Origin of the sequence: Clostridium luticellarii (assembly GCF_002995845.1) — a bacterium.
In the GTDB taxonomy this organism is placed as follows: Bacteria; Bacillota; Clostridia; order Clostridiales; family Clostridiaceae; genus Clostridium_B; species Clostridium_B luticellarii.
In genome coordinates this window covers 33,139-54,447 of the sequence record NZ_PVXP01000001.1, presented here as the reverse complement: position 1 = coordinate 54,447, position 21,309 = coordinate 33,139, and the positions used below count along the sequence as shown (strand labels likewise).

Here is a 21,309-nt window from a genome sequence, read left to right as displayed (position 1 = left end):
ATAAAAAATTATTGTGAATAATTTAAGAAGTTCTTTCCAGGTGATTTTGTATCAGCCACCTATAAAGCCTCCGCCATTTACATGTATGGTTTCACCGGTGATATAAGAGGCTTCGGGAGATGCCAGAAATACATAAGCAGATGCCAGTTCCACTGGCTGTCCAGGCCTTCCAATAGGTGTGTTGGAACCGAATTCACCGACTTTCTGGGGACTGTAGGAAGAAGGTATGAGAGGAGTCCAAATTGGACCCGGTGCAACAGCATTTACTCTTATATTGCTGCCTATAAGGGATAGTGCCAGGGATCGGGTAAAGGATACAATTGCACCTTTTGTAGAAGAATAATCGATTAATTCCTCATTCCCCCTGTAGGCGGTTATAGAGGCTGTGTTTATTATGCAGCAGCCTGGCTTGAGGTGGGGCAGCACTGACCTCGTTATATAAAACATGCTGAAAATATTTGTTCTGAACGTTTTTTCCAGCTGCTCGTCCGTTATATCTTCAATGCTGTTTTGAGGGAACTGCACTGCTGCATTATTTACGAGAACATCTATTTTATTGTAGGCTTTTATGGCTTTTTCAACAGCAGTTTTGCAAAAATCCGAGTCTGAAACATCTCCTGGAATCAAAGTGCACTTTCTCCCGATAGTTTCTATGATTTTCTTTGTATTATCTGCATCCTCCTGCTCGTTATAATATATTATTGCCAGATCCGCACCTTCTTTGGCAAAAGCTATCGATACGGCTTTCCCTATGCCGCTGTCTCCTCCTGTAATTAAAACCGTCTTGTCTTTTAATTTATCGGAACCCCTGTATTCAGGATTCTCACTTACCGGCTTTGGATTCATTTCCAATTCTGTTCCGGGCTGTTTGTTTTGTTTCTGCTGGGGAAGGGTTTTGGTAAAATTTAGATAAAAATTATCATCCATGTTTAAAATTTCCTCCTTTTCTATTTCTGTAAATATTCAACAACAAATAGTATGTGTATGCATAAAAATAATATTCCACAGTATATTTAAACTGAAAGTGGAAAATATAAAATCAGATAGATTGGAATTATGAAATACTATCAATTATATGCCAGGAGGAAAAATTAATATGGAAATCAAATCTTTGTTTCAACCCATTAAGATAGGAAAAATAGAAATAAAAAACAAAATATCCATGGCGCCTATGGGGGCTTTTGGACTTGTAGATAATGAAGGATGTTATAATCAGAGAGCCATAGACTATTATGTGGAAAGGGCTAAAGGGGGAACAGGTCTTATTATAACCAGTATTACGAAGGTGGAAAATGAACTGGATAAGGTTGTACCAGGTGTTATTCCCATTATATCAATAAATCCAGGCAGGTTTTTGATGACATCTTGTGAGATGGCGGAGCGGGTTCATGCTTATGGTTCAAAGATATTTTTGCAGCTTACTATGGGCTTTGGAAGAAGTGGTGCACCGGGCACACTTTTAAGATCTCAGCCGGTATCTGCTTCGGATATTCCTAATTATTGGGATCCCACGGTTACCTGCAGAGCTCTTACCACTTCGGAAGTTGAATGGATAGTTACAAAATTTGTTGAAGGTGCTGAAATTGCACACCAGGCTGGATTTGACGGTGTTGAGATACATGCAGTGCATGAAGGATATCTACTGGATCAATTCACATTGGCCATATTTAACAGGAGAACAGATAAATACGGCGGAGATTTGAGGGGAAGGATGCAGCTTCCAATAGAAATAGTACAGGGGATAAAAGCTGAAGTTGGGGATGATTTCCCTGTGGGTCTGAGATATAGTGTGAAGAGCTGTATAAAGGATTGGAGAAAAGGCGGACTTCCGGATGAAGATTATATTGAAAAGGGCAGGGATCTGGAAGAAGGCATTGAAGCCGCAAAAATCCTGGAGGCCGCAGGATATGATGAATTAAATACAGATTTAGGTACATATGATGCCTGGTATTGGGCACATCCACCACTTTATCAGAAAGATGGACTGTACCTTCCTTATACAAAAGAGCTGAAAAAAGCTGTGAACATTCCTATTATAGTTGCAGGAAAACTTGGTATACCGGATTTGGCTGAAAAAGCTCTTGATAATGAAGCTGCTGATATGATAGGACTTGGAAGACCTCTTCTCTGTGATGCATACTGGCCTAAAAAGGTTCTCGAAAATCATCCTGAAAGAATTCGTCCCTGTATCGGATGCCATACAGGATGCCTTGGAAGAGGGTTTGAGGGAAAACCCTTGAGCTGCACGGTAAATCCTGCGGCTGGAAGGGAGAGATATTATGAGATAAAGCCTGTACCTAAAGTAAAGAAGGTTATGGTTGCAGGAGGCGGAATTGCAGGAATGGAGGCAGCCAGAATTGCAACTATGAGAGGACACAATGTTACACTTTATGAAAGTACTAAAGAGCTCGGCGGGGAAGTTGTTCCCGGATCCGTTCCGGATTTTAAGGTGGATGACAGGAGGCTGCTTGAATGGTATAAAAATGAAATGAAAGAGCTTAAAATCAAAACAATTTTTAATACGGAAGTAACAGAGGCACTTGTTGAAAGAGAAAAACCTGATGTGATTATAATTGCCACCGGTGCAAAAGATATCAAATTAAACCTGCCCGGCATGGAAAAAGACAAAGTTGCAACTGCCGTTGAAATTTTAAATGGCGGAAAACAGGCAGGAGGGAATGTAGTTGTAGTCGGCGGAGGGCTTGTGGGATGTGAAACTGCCCTTTATCTTGCAAAACAGGGAAAGCAGGTTACAATTATAGAAGCCAGGGATCGTATATTGAATTCAGGGAAGCCTGTTCCACACATGAATAAAATAATGCTCATAGATCTTCTTGAAAAGTATAATATTAAAACCATCACCGGAAATTCTCTCCTTGAGGTGACGGAGGATGGTGTCCTGCTTATTGACAATAAGTTTAAAAAACAAAATTTAGCTGCAGATACTGTTGTAATTGCCATTGGATTTAAACCCAACAGGGAATTGTATGAAAAGTTGAACGGCAAAATGGCAGACTTGTACCTGATAGGAGATGCATATCAAACTGCCAACATAATGGATGCAATTTGGAGTGGAAATGAAATTGGACTTAACTGCTGATGACGGAAATTGTTAGCTGATAATTTGCTTTAAATTTGAAGAAAGATGTTCCAGAAATTACTGGGAGATCTTTCTGTTTTTTGTGGTAAAAAATATATTTGACTAAAATAAAATAATGAAGTAAAATACATTTTGTATACGAAATATTTTTATACGAAATATGAGAATATTCTGAAGGGAAGAGAGGACATGAGCGATGTAGAAGATGGAATAAGGCTGCTCAGAACAATAAAGAGAGTGATGAAAAATGCACATAAAATTATGGCACAGCATTTTAAAGAACTTAATCTCACCGGACCACAGCTCTTTGTAGTTATGAATTTGATTCGTCATGGAAAAATGAAAATAAGTGATCTGAGTGAAAAAATGAGTTTGTCCAACAGTACTGTATCGGGAATCATTGACAGATTGGAGAAGCAGAATATTGTAAAAAGAGCAAGGAGCAGGGAAGACAGGAGAATAGTCTACGTGGAGGTTACTCCTGAATTTAAAAAAATTGCTGATACTAAACATGAAGAAGTTGATAAAATATTTCAATCCATGATGAATATGGCTACTCCGGAGGAAATAGATATAATAAGCAGGGGATTGTATACATTGGAAAAAGTAATGGATAGGCAAAAATGAACGAGGAGTGAATGATGTAATGCTTAAGTTGATGAAATATTTAAAGCCATTTATTGCGCTTGTGATAAGTGCAGTGATTTTGCTTTTTGTACAGGCAATGTGTGACCTGGCCCTGCCGGACTACATGTCTAATGTTGTAAATGTGGGAATACAGCAGGGTGGCATTGAAAATGCCGTGCCAAAAGCAGTGAGAGAAAGTGAAATGAACAGACTTCTATTATTTATTAATGAGGGGGATAGGCAGGGAGTACTGGAAAATTATACACTGGTGGATAAATCCAGTTCAAATTACAGCGAATACAGTAAAGATTATCCCAAACTTGAAAGTGAACCTCTATATATTTTGAAAAATGTGGATAAGTCACAGATTGGCAGGATGAATCCTGTAATGGGAAAGGCTTTTTTGGCTGTTTCCAGTGTTGAAAAGATTAAAGCTGGTGCCAAAAATGGAGTGATAAACTTTAATGGGCAGAAAATACCTGCAGATACAGATTTATTTGCACTGTTTTCAAAACTGCCTGAAGCACAGCGCCTAAAGATAAGTGAAAATATGAATAAAAAATTTACTTCACTGGGTGACAGTATGATAATACAAGCAGCATCGGATCCAGTCAAGGATGAATATAAGGCAGTGGGAATCGATACAAATAAAATTCAGAGTGGATATATTATTCATATGGGTGTAATCATGCTTCTTATTTCTCTTCTTGGTGCAGTCTGTACTATCGCGGTGGGACTTATAGGAGCAAGAATTGCAGCAGGGCTTTCCAAAAATCTGCGCAGAGATCTATTTGTCAAAGTGGAGAGTTTCTCCAATGAGGAATTCAATAAATTTTCCACAGCATCGCTGATAACAAGGACTACCAATGACATTACCCAGATACAGCTGGTTGTTTTTCTTGCAGTTAGGATGCTTATATATGCGCCTATTCTTGGCGTTGGTGGAATTTTAAAGGTTCTTAACAAGAGCACCTCCATGACCTGGATTATTTCCCTGGCAGTGGTGGTTTTATTGGGACTTATCGGAAGTATATTTGCAGTTGCTTTCCCCAAATTTAAAATCGTTCAGAAGCTGGTAGATAAATTGAATCTGATCACCCGTGAAAACCTGTCTGGAATGATGGTGGTAAGGGCATTTAATACCCAGAGATTTGAAGAAACCAGGTTTGACAGGGCAAATCAGGATCTGACAGATACAAACTTGTTTATAAACCGTGTCATGTCTGCCATGTTCCCGGCCATGATGCTCATAATGAATGGTGTTACAATACTTATAGTCTGGGTTGGTGCACATCAGATTGCAAATTCAAGCATGCAGGTAGGAGATATGATGGCATTCATGCAGTATGCCATGCAGATTATATTTGCTTTTCTCATGATGTCCTTTATGTTTATTTTGATACCAAGGGCTTCAGTATCTGTCCAGAGAGTCAATGAGGTTTTGAAAATAAAGCCCTCCATTGTGGATCCAGAGAAGCCTGTTCACTTTCCTGATGAAATTAGAGGTGTGATAGAATTTAAAAATGTCTCTTTCAAATATGAGGGAGCAGAGAAAAATGTATTAAGTGACATAAATTTTAAGGCACTGCCCGGTCAGACAACAGCTTTTATTGGTTCCACTGGTTCTGGCAAGTCCACTGTTATCAATTTGGTACCCCGTTTTTATGATGTGACCGAGGGACAAATTCTTATTGATGGAATTGATATAAGGAAGGTTGCACAGCATGAGCTTAGAGATCTTATTGGTTATGTACCTCAAAAGGGGTCGTTGTTTAAAGGTACTATTGAATCCAATTTGAAGTACGCTAGAGCTGACGCCTCGGCTGATGATATAGAAAAAGCGGCCCAAATTGCACAGGCGCAGGAATTTATTGATGAAAAACCTGAAAAGTTTGAAAGTGAAATTTCTCAGGGAGGTTCAAATGTATCGGGAGGACAAAAGCAGAGATTGTCTATTGCCAGAGCTCTTGTGAAAAAAGCAAAGATATATATATTTGATGATAGTTTTTCGGCACTTGATTTTAAAACTGATTCGGCTCTCAGGAGGGCTCTTAATACTGAGACAAAATCCAGCACCATTCTTATAGTCGCCCAGCGTATTTCCACAATCAAGAATGCCCAGCAGATAGTAGTGCTTGAAGAGGGAAAAATAGTTGGCGTCGGCACCCATGATGAACTCATGGAGAAATGTGAAACCTACAGGGAAATAGCATTATCACAGCTGTCTAAGGAGGAATTGGCATGAGTGAACACAATGGCGGGCGAAGACCCTCTGTGAGGAAAAACAGAGGTCCGGGAGGTATGATAATTGCCGGGGAAAAGGCTCATAATTTTAAGGATACCATGAAAAAACTTATGGGTTATTTAGGTATATATAAGACATCAATTACTGTTGTAGTGATTTTTGCTGTTGCAAGTACTGTATTTTCCATAGTAGGTCCTAAGATACTTGGAAAAGCCACCACTAAATTATTTGAGGGTGTCATGGCAAAGATATCTGGTACTGGAAGTATAGATTTTGTCTATATAGGCAGAATAATTGTGCTGCTTGCGGTTCTATATGCGGTGGGATCATTATTTGCCTATGTTCAGGGCTGGATAATGTCTGGAGTATCCATGAAGGTAAGCTATAAATTCAGAAAAGATATTTCAGAAAAAATAAACCATATGCCTTTAAAATATTTTGACAAAACCAATCATGGTGAGGTGCTGTCCAGAGTTACCAATGATGTGGATACTCTGAGCCAGACTCTCAATCAGAGTTTAGGACAGATTATCACTTCTGTTACCATGGTCCTGGGAGTATTGGTTATGATGTTCAGTATAAGCTGGCAGATGACTCTTGTAGCACTTTGTATAATTCCCGTATCCATGGGGTTTATAATGCTCATTGTAAAATATTCACAAAAATATTTTAAGCAGCAGCAGGATTATCTCGGGAATTTAAATGGTCATGTTGAAGAGATGTATGGTGGACATATTGTAATGAAGGCCTTTAACGGTGAAAAAGACAGCATTGAAAAATTCAACAGAATGAATAGAAGACTATTTGGATCAGCCTGGAAATCTCAGTTTTTATCCGGTATAATGATGCCTATGATGAATTTTGTAGGTAATCTGGGTTATGTTGGAATATGTATTTTGGGAGGCTGGCTGGCAGCAAAGAAAGCCATCGAGGTAGGTGACATCCAGGCATTTGTTCAGTATGTGCGATCTTTTACACAGCCTATTTCACAAATTGCAAATATCTCGAATATACTTCAGCAGACAGCAGCATCAGCGGAGCGTATTTTTGAATTTCTGGAAGAGGAAGAGGAAACTCCTGAAACTTCTGTTGTTGCAAGACCTGAAAATATACAGGGTCATGTGGAATTTAAAAATGTTCACTTTGGGTACGATCCTGACAAAATTATCATAAATAACTTTTCAGCTTCTGTTAAGCCCGGTCAGAGAATTGCCATTGTAGGTCCTACCGGGGCTGGAAAAACAACAATCATAAAACTTCTCATGCGTTTTTATGATATAAATGCAGGTCAGATACTTGTAGACGGCCATGATATAAGGGACTTTACCAGGAAGGATCTCAGATCCATGTTCGGTATGGTACTCCAGGATGCATGGCTTTACAATGGGAGCATAATGGAAAACATTCGTTATGGGCGTCTTGATGCAACTGATGAGGAAGTTGTTGCAGCTGCAAAGGCAGCTCATGTGGACAGTTTTGTACACACACTGCCTGATGGATATAATATGATATTGAATGAAGAGACTTCAAATGTGTCCCAGGGCCAGAAGCAGCTGCTTACCATTGCAAGGGCAATACTTGCAAATCCTAAGATACTTATTCTGGATGAAGCTACAAGTTCCGTGGATACCCGTACGGAGCTGCAGATTCAAAAGGCTATGGATAATCTTATGAAAGGGCGTACAAGTTTTATAATTGCCCACCGCCTATCTACAATTCGTGATGCTGATCTGATACTTGTCATGGATCATGGTGATATTGTTGAGCAGGGAAGTCACAGCCAACTTCTTGAAAAGGGCGGAGTGTATGCAGACCTCTACAATAGCCAGTTTGAAGTTGCCTAGTCGAATTCAAATATCAGAGTCTAGGAATGAAAAGTTATCAGGACTATTGAAAACTATCAAAAAAGACATTCGGGATTTTAGCCTGAATGTCTTTTTTTATCTTACACTAATAATTGAAAAAATTCATAAAAATAAGAATTTAACATTTACTAATTATTTTAATAAAAATTTTGACAAAAATATTACTTAGTAATAAAATATGCCTATATATATTTGTAAATTTTCATATTATGGCGGACATATTTAAAATATTGTATATGTATCACACTCAGATAATTATGCACTAATGTAATTTTAAAATTTATGATTAATGTGATAGCAAATATATATGTGAAATCAAGTGATTCTTGGCTCAGGTAGAGTTTGCTAATAATGAATACTTTTCTCCACCTGGATCTTAGCAGAACTTATCCGATGGCTGCCAGTTCTAAAACCTTCCAGTTTTACAACATGGCAGGTTAAGAACTGTTACACCCCTGCATTGGCTCTTCTAAGGTTCTTGAAAAAGATTTTTCTCATAAGCAAAATCATTGCGAACCTAAGAATCACCTTATCCAGGCGCACAGCAGTGCTTATCTCCCACTTTGAGAAAAGCAGATATCCCAAATATTTGATTTGGTGACAGTCGCTTTCACAGAGTGTGTGGGAGTATAGCAATGGTAGCGTTCGGATAAATTTAAATAAACTTAGGAGGTATATATGGATACTGAGGAAATCAAGAAATTAAAACAGCTGGTATGCAGTACAATTGATGACAACTCTGAAAAGATAATAAACTTTTCAAAATCTGTGGAAAGAGAACCGGAGCTTGGATTTAAAGAAAAGAAGACTTCACAAAAAGTGAAAAATATCTTCGATGAAATAGGGCTGAAGTATAGAGATAGACTAGCTATCACTGGAGTAAAGGCAAAATTGAAGGATAATTGCGATGGCATAAATGTGGCTGTACTTGGAGAGCTGGATGCAGTTATATGCAGAGGAAACAAAAATGCGGATCCTGAAACGGGAGCTGCTCATACCTGTGGACATCATCTGCAGCTGGGAGCTTTAATTGGTGCTGCTTTGGGACTGAAATTATCCGGAATTTCTCAGAAATTGGATGGAAATGTGACTTTTATGGCGGTGCCTTCAGAAGAATGTATTGAATTTGCTTACAGACAGGAACTCATGCAGCAGGGAAAAATTCATTTCTTAGGTGGAAAACAGGAGCTTATATATCAAGGTGAATTTGATGATGTAGATATAGCAATGATGATGCATTCCATGAAAAATTCTCCTGAGCCTACTGTATTGATAGGAGAATCCAGTAATGGATTTTTGGCAAAAACTATACAATATCTAGGAAAGGCAGCTCATGCTGCAGAAGCACCGGAGCAGGGAGTAAATGCATTAAATGCTGCAATTATTGGACTCATGGGTGTAAATGCCCTTAGGGAGACTTTTAAAGATGAAGATTACGTAAGATTTCATCCTATAATCACAAAGGGTGGAGATGTGGTGAACAGCATTCCAGACGATGTCAGAATTGAAAGCTACGTCCGTGCAAAGACCATAGAGGCCATGGTAGAGACCAACAAAAAAGTTGACAGGGCGCTTGAAGCCGGGGGAGATGCAGTGGGTGCGAAAACTATTATCAAAACCATACCCGGATATTTGCCTCTTGAATGTTCCAGTGTATTAGGTGGCATGTATAAAGACAACTGCAGTGCACTTTTGCCAGCAGGTAATGTATTAGAGGGGGGACATTTTTTTGCGTCTACAGACATGGGTGATGTATCTCAATTGATACCGAGCATACATCCTTATATAGGAGGAGTCAGCGGCAGTCTTCATGCGAAAGATTTTAATGTGGAAGATTATTATGCAGCATGTGTTCTTCCTGCTAAGTTATTTGCTATGACGATAATTGATTTGCTTGTCAACAGTGCGGAAAAAGGAAATGATATAGTTAAAAATTTCAAACCTAAATTGTCTAAATCTGAATACTTAAAGATATTGAATGAATTTAACAAAGTGACGGGAGAAAGTGAAAAATGATAAAAAAATATATTAAAATTTTTATATTGGCTTTTATACTGGTTATAATATCCGAGCTTATCGGCGAAAAAAAAATCAAAGTTGGACCGGGATATCTGGTGTTTTTGCCCATGCTTTTTGCGCTGGTCATGGGACTTATTATAAGTTTGCCCAAATTAAAACTGATTTCCGATAAGGAGATGAGCTTGTCCAATGAAATTATGGGAATTGCTGTAATACTGTTTGTGGCTAAAATAGGTGCTACTATGGGACCTTCTATTGTTGCACTGGTTGAGTCAGGCTGGGCGCTGTGCTTCCAGGAACTTGGCCATTTTCTGGGAACTGTGGTTCTGGGACTTCCGATTGCCATTTTATTAGGACTTGGCCGTGAAGCCGTAGGTGCTACTTTTTCAATAGATCGAGAGCCGAATATTGCTATTATTTCAGAAAAATATGGTATGGATTCTCCTGAAGGTCGTGGAGTTATGGGAATATATATCTGTGGGACACTGTTTGGTGCAGCTTATATTGGACTTCTTGCAGGTTATATGGGATCTCTTAAAATATTTAATCCTCTGGCCCTGGCAATGGGTTCAGGCGTAGGATCAGGAAGCATGATGGCTGCAGCTTCAGGTGCCATTGCAGCTGTATTCCCGTCGGAAGCCAAGGAGATAGCAAGCTTTTCAGCAGCTTCCAATTTGCTGACTACCATAATAGGAATATATTTCACCTTGTTTGTCTCTTTACCAGTTGCAAATAAGTTATATGACTGGCTGCAGCCTAGAATTGGCAGAAATAGAAAAAAGAGAGGGGAAGCATAAGATGAAAAAATTAGCTCAGGAAACTGTTATTTTATTGGCAGTTGGAATAATTGCCCTTGTTGGAAATACTATAAATGATAAAGTGCCTTTAAAGGTTGGACTTGTGGGAATGCTCATATTGATAGGTATTACGCTAGCTGGAATTATTATAAAGAAAGTCATTCCCGTCAATCTGCCCATGGTATTTTGGGTATCCATAATAGCTGTTTTAGTTACATGCCCTCTTAATCCCTATGGTGCTTATCTGGATAAACAGTATTTGGATAAAATAAATATGCTTGCTCTTACAACACCGGTTCTGGCTTTTGCAGGATTATCTCTTGGAAAAGATTTAAAACTTTTTAAAGAATTGAGCTGGAAGATAGTGGTGGTAGCTATTACTGTCTATACCGGAACCTTCATTTTTGCAACTTTGATTGCACAAATTGTTTTGAAAATTACCGGAAAAATATAGAACGATGAAACGGGGGACTGACCCCCTTACAAAAAATGTAAGGGGGTCAGTCCCCAATCTTTTTTTGATTCAATAAAGTGGTTTGGAAACGATTGTATGTGTTGCTGTGCCTAAAAATGTATATGATAATGTGAAAATATAAAAATAATAAATTTAATAATTTTTTAACATTGCTATTGATAATTTGATTAAAACTTAGTATTATATAAATAAGTTTTTCTAAAACCCCGGGGATATGTGTTTATGATATTTTAATTGAATTTTAAATTTGAGGAGGTATTTTTTATGAACGCAATAAGCGGATCAGATACCACATTTGTACTTATATGTGCAGCTTTGGTACTTGTAATGACTCCAGGATTGGCTTCATTTTATGGTGGTATGGTAAGGGGAAAAAACACTTTGAATAGTACACTTCACAGCTACTCAGCTATGGCAATTGTATCCATTCAATGGGTGCTTATAGGGTATACAATAGCCTTCGGAACAAATATCGGAGGATTTATGGGCGGATTTAATTTCGCCGGATTAAAGGATGTGGGTTTTGCAGCTAATCCTACTTATGCTTCCACTATTCCGCATGAGGCATTTATGATATTTCAGATGATGTTTGCACTTATAACACCTGCACTTATATCAGGAGCTGTGGCAGAAAGAATGAAATTTTTGCCCTGGATTGCATTTCTCATACTGTGGTCAACCTTTGTTTATGATCCTATTGCCCATTGGGTATGGGGAGACGGCGGATGGCTTAAAACTCTTGGAGCTCTGGATTTTGCAGGTGGTAACGTAGTTCACATAAGTTCAGGTGTATCTGCCCTTGTGCTGGCGGTGATGCTTGGCAAAAGAAAAACTGTTGGCAAGCCCAGCAATCTTCCACTTACATGTGTTGGAGTTGGATTACTCTGGTTTGGATGGTTTGGTTTTAATGCAGGAAGTGCGCTGGGTATAAGCAGTGTTACAATAACGGCCTTTATAACTACAAATACTTCTGCAGCAGCTGCAGCCATAAGCTGGGCTACTTGTGAATATATAAACAGAAAGAAAATAACTTCTCTTGGTGTTGGCAGTGGTGTACTTGCAGGACTTGTAGCCATAACACCTGCAGCAGGTTTTGTAAGCCCTTTGGCATCAATACTTATTGGACTTATAGGCGGAGTCATCTGCTATAGTGCTGTTACATTTGCAAAGACCAAATTTGGATATGATGATGCTCTGGATGCTTTTGGATGTCATGGTGTTGGTGGAATGTGGGGAGGAATTGCCACTGGAATATTTGCATGGAAAGGTATAAATTCGGCTGGTGCAAATGGTTTGATACATGGAGATCCGAAACTGGTTTTGATTCAGCTTACAGCCATTGTTTCAACTATAATTTATTCTGCATTGGTTACATTTATCATAGTTAAAATAATCAGTGCTGTAAGTGGAAGTATAAGAGTAAGTGAAAAAGTTGAGGAAACGGGAATTGATGTTGCAGAACATGGTGAACAGGGTTATGGCGGATTAAACAGTTAATTGTTTTTATATTAAGGTGACTGGTTTTTTGAAATAGAATACTATAAAATTATACCATAATAGTTATATGTTAAAGGAGGTAAAATTAATGGCTGACAAATTTAGTAGAGTTGATATTATTACTTCTAGCGGGAAATTGGATGAATTGAAAAAAGCTCTTGGGGATATCGGTATTTCGGGAATGACTGTGACAAATGTTCTTGGCTGCGGGATGCAGAAAGGTCATAAAGAGTACTATAGGGGACTTACCATGGATATCAATTTACTGCCTAAAATTAAGATAGAGATAGTGGTTTGTGAAGTGCCGGTAGATAAAGTTGTGGAAACCGCCAAAAAAGTGCTTCATACCGGGGAGATGGGTGACGGAAAGATATTCGTATACAATGTAGAGAATGTTATACGTATAAGCACTGGGGATGAGGGTAAGAAAGCCCTTCAATATGAAGATAAAGATTGACAAACTTGGGGACTGACCCCATTACAAAAAATGTAAGGGGGTCAGTCCCCCTTTGTCTATTTTTCATAGAAAATAGTTGCAGGTTTTCTTTTTGGAGGCTTTTGAGGTTTTTCATCTGGATATCCCACTATCAACGTGCTTACCAGCTTGTAGTAATCCGGCACATTGTGTTTTATCTTGAACTTCCAGGTATTGAATATACATTCTGCAAATCCAATCCAGCAGGTTCCAAGTCCGAATTCTTTTGCGGCAAGCATTATGTTTCCTGCGGCCAGAGAACAATCATAAGTACACCAATGGGAGGAGGTTTTGCCGTAAATTGCTATTACACAGGGTGCACCATAGAAAACATCGAATTTCTCATTTTTAAGCCAGTTCTCATATTGCTTGAAATAGGGAAAGTCTTCTATGTTTTCCAGCAAATATTTTTTTATTTCCTGAGACAGGGAATGCATTTCACTTTTATCCTTTATAACTATAAATGCCCAGGGTTGACCGTAAGAGCCTGTAGCAGCTTTTGTCCCCAGTGTAATTAATTGATGAATCGTATCCTGGTCAACTTCTTTGTCTGTAAAAGATCTGGAACTTCTTCTTGTGTTTATTCTTTCAATGACATCCATAACATGACTCCTTTCTGCAATATAAAATATTCTTTTATATTGAATGATACTGAAACATGGAATTGTTGTCAACTAATGGATTCATAAAATTATATGTGATAAAATACATAGTGTAAATATGAAAACAGCAGCTGCTATTCTTATCATATATGTGTAAAACATCTGAAGCTGTGAAGAAAGGAAGAAAGTAGATTGAAATACAAGTATATATTATTTGATTTGGATGGAACACTTACAGATTCCAAAGAAGGCATAACGAAATCAGTACAGTATGCTTTAAGAAAATATCACATTTCAGTAAAAAATTTGAACTCATTGGAAAATTTCATAGGTCCTCCATTGAAAGATTCATTTATGCAGTATTACAATTTTAATGAAGGACAGGCAATTAAGGCAGTGGAATACTATAGAGAAAATTTTAAAACAAAAGGTATATTTCAAAACAGAGTATATGAAAATATTGAAAACCTCCTGAAAAAACTTAAAAATTTAAATTTGAGTTTGATGGTTGCAACTTCAAAACCCACTGTATTTGCAAAAAAGATATTGAATCATTTCAATTTAAGCGAATATTTTGATGATATTGTGGGCAGCGGTTTGGATGGGACAAGAGGTAAAAAGGGAGAGGTAATCAAGTATATCATAGATAAACATGACATTGAAGATACTGATAAGGCAGTCATGATAGGTGACAGAAGGTATGATGCTCTGGGAGCTGCCCAAAATGGAGTAGATTGCATAGGTGTAGCTTATGGCTATGGCTCTGTTGAAGAGCTGAAAAATGCAGGTGCGGCTTATATTGTTCACAATGTGGAAGAACTGTTTAAGCAGATTGTTTCCATTAATTGATATATAAATGAAACTGTATCTAACTTTTATAATATTCCCTGGGAGAAAGACCAAACATTTTCTTAAAAGCCCTTGAAAAATTTGAGTAATCGTTGAAGCCTGATTCTAGACAAGCTTCCATGATGCTCTTTCCTTTTTTTATCAATAAATTGGACATGATAAGTCTTTTCTGCAGTATATAATTGTGAATTGTATATCCTGTTTGTTTTCTGAATTTGTGCATCAGGTAGTACTTGCTCATATAAAATTGGGAGGCAATATTGTCTATAGACAGGTTTACCTTTAAATTTTTGTTTATATAGTTTAAAACACTGTCTATATTTTCATCACACTTAATATCAGACAGTTCTTTGAGATTCCTTTGACTTAAAAATAGCCTGTTCATATAGACCATAAGCTGTATAAAAAGGGAATCCAGAAGTACTTTATAGCCCAGATCTTTGTTTTTAAGCGCAGCTTCCATGTCAAATAGAAGTCTTTTTATGGTTTCAAGAGGAAGTCCTTCCAGCCTGAGCAGGTTGAACCGCTGTTTTGATGCCAGTTCAAAGCAGCTTAGAAGGTTGCAGCTGTCATTGTGCTTTATTAGAAAATCCGGGTTTGACCAGAGTATTATTCTCTCGTAAGTTTTATCAGGATCAATTAAGGCCCTGTGTATGTCTCTATTATTTATAAGAAGTATATCCCAGGGTTTTAAACTGTAAGAATTGCCTTCTATGAGATAAGTAGTTCTGCCTGATATAAAAATTACTATTTTGTTGAAATCATGATAGTGAAATTCAAAGTCAATGGATTTTCTGTCCTTCAAATGAAATATTCTGAAATTATTGTTAAGATAGCCCCTTTTTCTTTTAATCTTTTTATCTTCTAACATTGATTATCTCACCTTATTTATTATTAACTATAGGCTACAGCATTTTTTGCAATGTTTCAAGCAGTTTTAACAATAAAAATCGCAAAAAATTGGAATATAATAAAATATATGAATTTCAGTTTCGTAGTATAATCAAATTTAGGGGGTAATTATTGATGAGAAGGATTTTGAAAAACTATAAATTCACCATTTTATTACTTGGATCCATAGTTCTGGGGGCTGTTGTAGGCATACTGGGAGGTTCGAAAACTGCAGTGTTAAAACCTTTCGGGGACTTATTTTTAAATCTCATGTTTATGATAATAATACCGCTGGTGTTTTTCAGTGTAACTTCTGCCATAGCCAATATGAAGGGTATGAAGAGGCTGGGCAGTATTATGGCCGGCACATTTTTAGTATTCATATTCACAGCACTTGTGGCTTCTATAATTGGATTCATAGGGGCTCTGGCGGTAAATCCAGCTGAAGGTATAGATTATAGTACCTTGAAAAAGATTGTAGCTGATGGGAATGGTGCAGCCCAGCAGGTTAAGCAGGGCGGAATTTTAGAGCAGCTTGTAAATACTGTTACTGTTTCAGATTTTTCATCTCTGCTTTCAAAAAGCAATATGCTTCAGCTCATAGTATTTTCAGTGCTCTTTGGAATTTCGACAGCTCTGCTTGGAGAGAAAGCTGAACCTGTTGCAAAATTCCTGGCGGCAGCTTCAGAAGTAACTATGAAAATGGTGAATATAGTTATGTACTACGCTCCCATAGGTCTTGGCTGTTATTTTGCTGCAGTGGTGGGATCTCTTGGAAGTCAGATACTTCAAGGATACTTGAGAGTCTTCATTTTATATATAATTATAGCTTTGGTTTATTATTTTGGTGTTTTCACCCTGTATGCCTTCTTATCCGGCGGAAAGAGAGCTATAGGTGTATTCTGGAAAAATGCTATGATGCCTACCATAACAGCTCTGGCTACCTGTTCCAGTGCGGCCACCATTCCTGTCAATCTGAAATTTACGAAAAAAATGGGAGTACCGGAGGATGTGGCGGAAACTGTAATTCCAATGGGAGCGAATATCCATAAAGATGGGTCTGTCATTGGCGGAGTCATGAAGATTACTTTTTTGTTCGGGCTCTTTGGAAAGAATATGACAAGTCCTTCATCCATATTATCAATAATTTTTGTAGCGTTTTTAGTGGGAGCTGTTATGGCAGCTATTCCAAGCGGAGGTATGATTGGAGAAATGCTCATATTGAGTATATATAATTTTCCGCCAGAACTGCTTCCCATAATTGCAGTTATAAGTGTTATAATAGATGCACCGGCTACTGTACTGAATTCTACGGGGAATACAGTATCCAGCATGATGATATCCAGACTTGTGGAGGGGAAGCAGTGGCTTTTGTCCACGGTCAAAGTCCAGGATAACCCGGGAAGTCATAAATAAATTTTGAATTGTAAATTTTCTAAAGGGGGTATAATATGGGCTGTAAAGTTTTGATAACTGAAGATATAGATGATGAGGGCAAAGAATATCTCAGAAAATACGGTTATGGAATAAAGATGGCATCAGATATAGATGAAAAAACTCTTGTAAAAGAAGTCAGGGACTGTGATGCAATATTGGTGAGAATGGCGTCTATTACAGAAAATATAATAAATTCCGCTCCAAAATTAAAAGTAATATCCAGGTTCGGGGTGGGATTTGACAATGTAGATTTAAAAGCTGCAAAAAAGAGAGGAATACAAGTTACCTATGGTCCTGAATCAAACAAGGATTCAGTAGCCGAGTACACCATGGGCCTTATTGTAGCTCTGGCTAAAAGATTTTTTCTCTATGACAGAGAATTGAAAAATGGGAATTTTGGTATAAGAAATTTTTTGGGATCGGATGTCAGAGAAAAAGTCCTTGGAATTGTTGGCATGGGGCGTATAGGAAATGTTGTGGCTTCTATGGCTTACAGAGGATTTAAAATGAAGGTGATAGGTTTTAAACGCCATATCGAATCTGGTAAAATGGAAGGTGTTCAGCTTACGGATAATCTTGATTACCTTCTTTCAAATTCAGATTTTGTAAGTTTAAGTGTGCCTTTGAATGAATCCACAAGACACATGATAGGCAGGAGAGAAATTTCGCTTATGAAGCCGGGGGCTTTTCTTGTAAATACGGCCAGAGGGGAAATAGTGGATGAAAGTGCTCTGGTGGATGCCCTGATAAATGGAAAAATTGCAGGGGCTGCTGTGGATGTATTTGCCGGGGAAATTCCGTCAAAGGATAATCCGCTTTTAAAACTTGACAATGTTATTGTAACCCCTCATACTGCAGCTCACACCAGGGAAGCCATAAAGAGGATGTCTCTTCATTCTGCCATTGGCGTACATGAAGTACTAAGCGGCAGAGAACCATCCTGGCCTGTGCCGGTAGAGGACAATTAACCGCAGATTGTGAACTGTAAGGATTTAATCCAATGCTATAATGGCAGAATAAAAATTAGCAGCAATATTACTGTAAATAGTTTAAGAAAAATGGAGGAAAATTTTGAAGCTATACATTTCAGATTTAGATGGTACTTTATTGAATTCAAAACGGATTATAAGCAAAAATTCAGCTGCAATTATAAATGATCTCATAGCTTCCGGGATGAAGTTTACTGTTGCTACAGCGAGATCCTATGAAGCCTGCCATGATGTACTGAGGCCATTGAATTTAAATCTGCCCATGATTTTAAATAATGGCGTATTTGTGTATGACCCTGTTTCAGGTGAGAATATTGTTGAGAACTATCTGGATAGAAGTTCTGTAAAATTTATTTTGGATTATTATGAATCCAGGCATGTATATCCCTTTGTATCGTCTGTGGACTCAAAGGGAAATAAAAAAATATTCTACAAGGGGGTATTCAACAGAGGGCAGGAAATATACACAAACTTTAGAAGAGCATCCAGGGATAAGAGACTTACTCTGGTGGACAATTATTCAGTGCCTGTGGATTACAATGTAATAAATATATTTGCCATAGAGGAAAAAGGGCGTTTGGACAAAACTTATCAGCTCTTTAAAAGCAACCTGGATGCAAGCTGTCACTATACTGAAGAAATATATTCAAAGGGGTTTTTCTGGCTGGAGGTCACAAACAGCCGTGGAAATAAAAGCTGGGCGGCTGAATTTTTAAAGAAATACCTTAAAATAGATAAAATGATTTGTTTTGGGGATAATTTAAATGATGAATCCCTTTTTAGAATTGCAGATGAAAAGTATGCAGTAAAAAATGCATATAAGCAGCTGAAGGATTTGGCAACAGATATTATAGATTCAAATAATGACGATGGTGTGGCCAGATTTCTTCAATTTAATACAAAATAAAGATAGGAAATGATGTTTAAAATCATTTCCTATCCTCTTAGTTTCAAACCTACCGTAAAGTTGTATAGGAGATTTTTTTACTCTCTTCACAGCATACTTTTGTTTTATTCTTGTCTATAACGGTGTTTAACTCCACGGGATATTTCCATAGATCAAAAATGTGTTTTAAAGTTGCCTCCATATAAGTTGAATTCAATTCCCTTCCCTCGTAAATATGCCTTAATACAAGTGTATTGTCTTTTTTTGATATATCATCAACCACAATATTTGGTATCATGTTGATACCGCAGGTGCTGCACAGGGTGCTTCTGATTTTGGTCCACCCGCTGTGGTCTGAAATCTCCTCTACAACATAATTGCTGCCTTTTTCTGCGTACTGAAATAGGTTCATCTCGTTGCACAATTCTTCTGTCAAATATCTCCTTATAAAAGACTCATCTCTTTCCAGAGCCCTTACTTCAAATATTTTATCCATTCCATATCTTTTTTCCAGATCCTGAAACATTTTGAAACCAAGATAATATGGATTTATCATTCCTACAAGAGGTGTTATGACATCATTGTGCCTCTTTATGAATTCAAGATGAAGGGAAGGTGATAGATCCAGCTGGTTTAAAGTTTTATAGTGCCAGTAGCTGGCCCAGCCTTCATTCATAATTTTTGTTTCAATCTGCGGTAAAAAATATGCGGTTTCCGCTCTCACTATATTTAACACATTTTTCTGCCATTCCTCCAGATCACCATGTTTTACAATAAAAGCTATCAGATCATCCTTGGGTTCCTCGGCGTCATCTTTAGGTTTTGCCATGCCGATGGTTCTATTAGCTTGGAATCTTATGGAATGGGCTGAATTTAGAATTTTTTCCACGCCATTATATCCTATGCTTGGATCATTCACATATTCTCTTATCATGTCCGCATTGTTTTTGAACATTTCAATAGTGTAGGATGCCCGGGTGCCTTCCTTAAATAGCCGGTTGTTTTTAAAGAAATCATTGTGGCCGTACACGTGGGCCATGGTCAGAATCTGCAGCAGCAGGCTGTTGTCCTTCATCAAATAGGCAAGGCAGGGATTTGAATTTATCACCATTTCATAGGGAAGACCCGAAATATTGTATTTGTAAAGTGAATCCGCCTTGTCGTAGGACTTCCCAAAGCTCCAGTGAGGATATCGGGAAGGCATGCCTGAATAGGCCTCATAACCTATCATATCCTTGTAATCTACAATCTCAAATTCCTGAGGATAAAAGTCAAGTCCTGCCTTTCTGGAGGCATTTTCTATAATATCACACCAGTTTCTTAAATCCATACTTGTATATTCCAAGGAAATCACCTTCCTTCCACATCTTTTTGCAGTATTTTCTTCAGGGATTTCCATAAATCCCGTTTTTCATTTATGGTGACCACTGCAAAATTTTTGTTCTTTATTCCATCCTCAAAAATCCTTTTTATATTACTGCCGTAGGAGCTGGGCATGATTTCCGCATAGCTGAAGAGATTGCATATTTCACACAGTGACCCTCCGGATTTTAAAGCTCTTTCATTGTCCTCACTCCAGTTGTCACCATCGCTCACATAGAAGGTGTATACGTTCCAGTAAGCAGGATTGTAATTTTCTTCAATTACCTCCAGGGCCTTCTGCAGGCCGCTGGATATATAGGTTCCTCCTGATTCCACCTTGTGGAAAAATTCATTTTCCGTAACCACTTTGGCTGTAGTGGAATGAGCTATGAATTTTACTTCCACATTGCTGTATTTCATTCTTACAAATTGATACAGGATGAAGAAAAAAGATCTTGCCAAAAATTTTCTAGTACTGTCCATGGAGCCTGAAGTATCCATTACACAGATGACAGCTGCATTTAATTCCCGTTTTGGCTTGTTTTTAACTCTGAAATATCTTAGATCGTCCTGTCTGAAGTGAAATTTTGACTTCCTCTCTTTATATTCCTGTATTTTCATATCCGGAAGTTCTTCCTCCGCTTCTTTGAGGTCCCTTTTTATATTCTGCTGTCTTTTAAGCTTTTCGATGACAGTCCTTTTTTTAGCCAGTCTTGGATTTATGCCATTTTTTTGATAACCTGATTTTTTCAGAGAATACTTTGACAACAGATCAGAATATTTTTTCTTTTCCATGAGTGGAAGCTCCAAATCCTCCAGAAGATAATTTATGAGATCCTCTATGGTTATTTCTGTTTCGTAAATATCTTCCCCTTCTTCATTTCCGGCACCTTTGTTTCCGGATCCAGAACCTTTTTTCCCGGAAGCTTTTCCAATTTTGTCTCCTCTTTTCTGGGAGCCATTGCCGCTTCCAACACCAGGACTGTTGTCTCCATATATAAATTGATATTCTTTAATGCCTTTTATGGGAATCTTAATTTTTTTATTCTTGCTCTGACCTATAATGCTTTCTTCGGATATTATATCTGCCAGATTGTCTTTAATTGATTTTTCCACCAGCTGTCTGTGACGTCTTCTGTCCTCCAGGGATCTATCGTGATGAGCCGTATCGAATTCTCTGAAAATAGCCATAA

The 21,309-nt window shown here is 37.9% G+C and carries 18 protein-coding genes; 13 read left to right on the top strand and 5 right to left on the bottom strand.

Features of this window, described 5'->3' with window-relative positions; all coding sequences use genetic code 11:
* Positions 1-51: 51 nt before the first annotated feature.
* Positions 52-927, bottom strand: a complete 876-nt coding sequence (locus tag CLLU_RS00230) for an SDR family oxidoreductase (protein ID WP_106007580.1) — start codon at positions 925-927, stop codon at positions 52-54.
* 169 nt (positions 928-1,096) lie between these two features.
* Here CLLU_RS00230 and CLLU_RS00225 point away from each other — a divergent pair, with 169 nt between their 5' ends.
* From CLLU_RS00225 to CLLU_RS00185, 9 genes are all read left to right on the top strand, one after another.
* Positions 1,097-3,100: an FAD-dependent oxidoreductase gene (locus tag CLLU_RS00225; protein WP_106007579.1), complete on the top strand. Its 2,004-nt coding sequence runs from the start codon at positions 1,097-1,099 to the stop codon at positions 3,098-3,100.
* 189 nt (positions 3,101-3,289) lie between these two features.
* Positions 3,290-3,727: a MarR family winged helix-turn-helix transcriptional regulator gene (locus CLLU_RS00220; protein WP_106007578.1), complete on the top strand. Its 438-nt coding sequence runs from the start codon at positions 3,290-3,292 to the stop codon at positions 3,725-3,727.
* Between the two features lie 19 nt (positions 3,728-3,746).
* Positions 3,747-5,972 (top strand): ABC transporter ATP-binding protein, encoded by a 2,226-nt coding sequence (locus CLLU_RS00215; RefSeq protein WP_106007577.1) that lies wholly within the window; start codon positions 3,747-3,749, stop codon positions 5,970-5,972.
* The gene (locus tag CLLU_RS00210) at positions 5,969-7,816 is read left to right on the top strand and encodes an ABC transporter ATP-binding protein (protein ID WP_106007576.1); all 1,848 of its coding nucleotides are present in this window, start codon (positions 5,969-5,971) and stop codon (positions 7,814-7,816) included. The genes CLLU_RS00215 and CLLU_RS00210 overlap by 4 nt, the downstream gene beginning before the upstream one ends.
* 1,116 nt (positions 7,817-8,932) lie before the next feature.
* Entirely contained in the window at positions 8,933-9,853 is a 921-nt protein-coding gene (locus tag CLLU_RS00205) for a peptidase dimerization domain-containing protein (RefSeq protein ID WP_420866700.1), read from the top strand.
* Entirely contained in the window at positions 9,850-10,653 is an 804-nt protein-coding gene (locus tag CLLU_RS00200; protein WP_106007574.1) for a DUF3100 domain-containing protein, read from the top strand. Before CLLU_RS00205 ends, CLLU_RS00200 begins: the two co-directional genes overlap by 4 nt.
* A 1-nt stretch (position 10,654) precedes the next feature.
* Positions 10,655-11,107, top strand: coding sequence for a hypothetical protein (locus CLLU_RS00195; RefSeq protein WP_106007573.1), 453 nt, complete (start codon positions 10,655-10,657; stop codon positions 11,105-11,107).
* A gap of 285 nt (positions 11,108-11,392) precedes the next feature.
* Positions 11,393-12,625, top strand: a complete 1,233-nt coding sequence (locus CLLU_RS00190) for an ammonium transporter (RefSeq protein ID WP_106007572.1) — start codon at positions 11,393-11,395, stop codon at positions 12,623-12,625.
* A gap of 88 nt (positions 12,626-12,713) precedes the next feature.
* Positions 12,714-13,082 carry a P-II family nitrogen regulator gene (locus CLLU_RS00185; protein ID WP_106007571.1) on the top strand — a complete coding sequence of 123 codons (369 nt, stop codon included), beginning with the start codon at positions 12,714-12,716 and terminating at the stop codon, positions 13,080-13,082.
* Positions 13,083-13,138: 56 nt separating this feature from the next.
* Here CLLU_RS00185 and CLLU_RS00180 read toward each other — a convergent pair whose 3' ends face one another.
* Positions 13,139-13,702, bottom strand: a complete 564-nt coding sequence (locus tag CLLU_RS00180) for a nitroreductase (RefSeq protein WP_106007570.1) — start codon at positions 13,700-13,702, stop codon at positions 13,139-13,141.
* Between the two features lie 192 nt (positions 13,703-13,894).
* Between CLLU_RS00180 and CLLU_RS00175 the strand changes: the two genes are divergently transcribed.
* On the top strand, positions 13,895-14,551 hold the full coding sequence (locus tag CLLU_RS00175; protein ID WP_106007569.1) for an HAD family hydrolase: 657 nt from the start codon (positions 13,895-13,897) through the stop codon (positions 14,549-14,551).
* A gap of 19 nt (positions 14,552-14,570) precedes the next feature.
* Here CLLU_RS00175 and CLLU_RS00170 read toward each other — a convergent pair whose 3' ends face one another.
* A complete protein-coding gene (locus CLLU_RS00170; RefSeq protein ID WP_106007568.1) occupies positions 14,571-15,422 on the bottom strand; it encodes an AraC family transcriptional regulator in 852 nt (283 codons plus the stop codon).
* Positions 15,423-15,577: 155 nt separating this feature from the next.
* On the opposite strand from CLLU_RS00170, the gene CLLU_RS00165 reads away from it, so the two are divergent.
* The 3 genes from CLLU_RS00165 (at position 15,578) to CLLU_RS00155 (ending at position 18,775) form a co-directional block, all read left to right on the top strand.
* Positions 15,578-16,858, top strand: a complete 1,281-nt coding sequence (locus CLLU_RS00165; RefSeq protein ID WP_106007567.1) for a dicarboxylate/amino acid:cation symporter — start codon at positions 15,578-15,580, stop codon at positions 16,856-16,858.
* Between the two features lie 35 nt (positions 16,859-16,893).
* Positions 16,894-17,847, top strand: a complete 954-nt coding sequence (locus CLLU_RS00160) for a hydroxyacid dehydrogenase (protein ID WP_106007566.1) — start codon at positions 16,894-16,896, stop codon at positions 17,845-17,847.
* A gap of 103 nt (positions 17,848-17,950) precedes the next feature.
* Entirely contained in the window at positions 17,951-18,775 is an 825-nt protein-coding gene (locus tag CLLU_RS00155) for an HAD family hydrolase (RefSeq protein WP_106007565.1), read from the top strand.
* Between the two features lie 49 nt (positions 18,776-18,824).
* On the opposite strand, the gene CLLU_RS00150 is transcribed toward CLLU_RS00155, so the two are convergent.
* Together CLLU_RS00150 and yhbH are read right to left on the bottom strand one after the other, a co-directional pair.
* Positions 18,825-20,099 carry a SpoVR family protein gene (locus tag CLLU_RS00150; RefSeq protein WP_242977445.1) on the bottom strand — a complete coding sequence of 425 codons (1,275 nt, stop codon included), beginning with the start codon at positions 20,097-20,099 and terminating at the stop codon, positions 18,825-18,827.
* 5 nt (positions 20,100-20,104) lie between these two features.
* Positions 20,105-21,307: a sporulation protein YhbH gene (yhbH, locus tag CLLU_RS00145; protein WP_106007564.1), complete on the bottom strand. Its 1,203-nt coding sequence runs from the start codon at positions 21,305-21,307 to the stop codon at positions 20,105-20,107.
* Between the last annotated feature and the right edge of the window lie 2 nt (positions 21,308-21,309).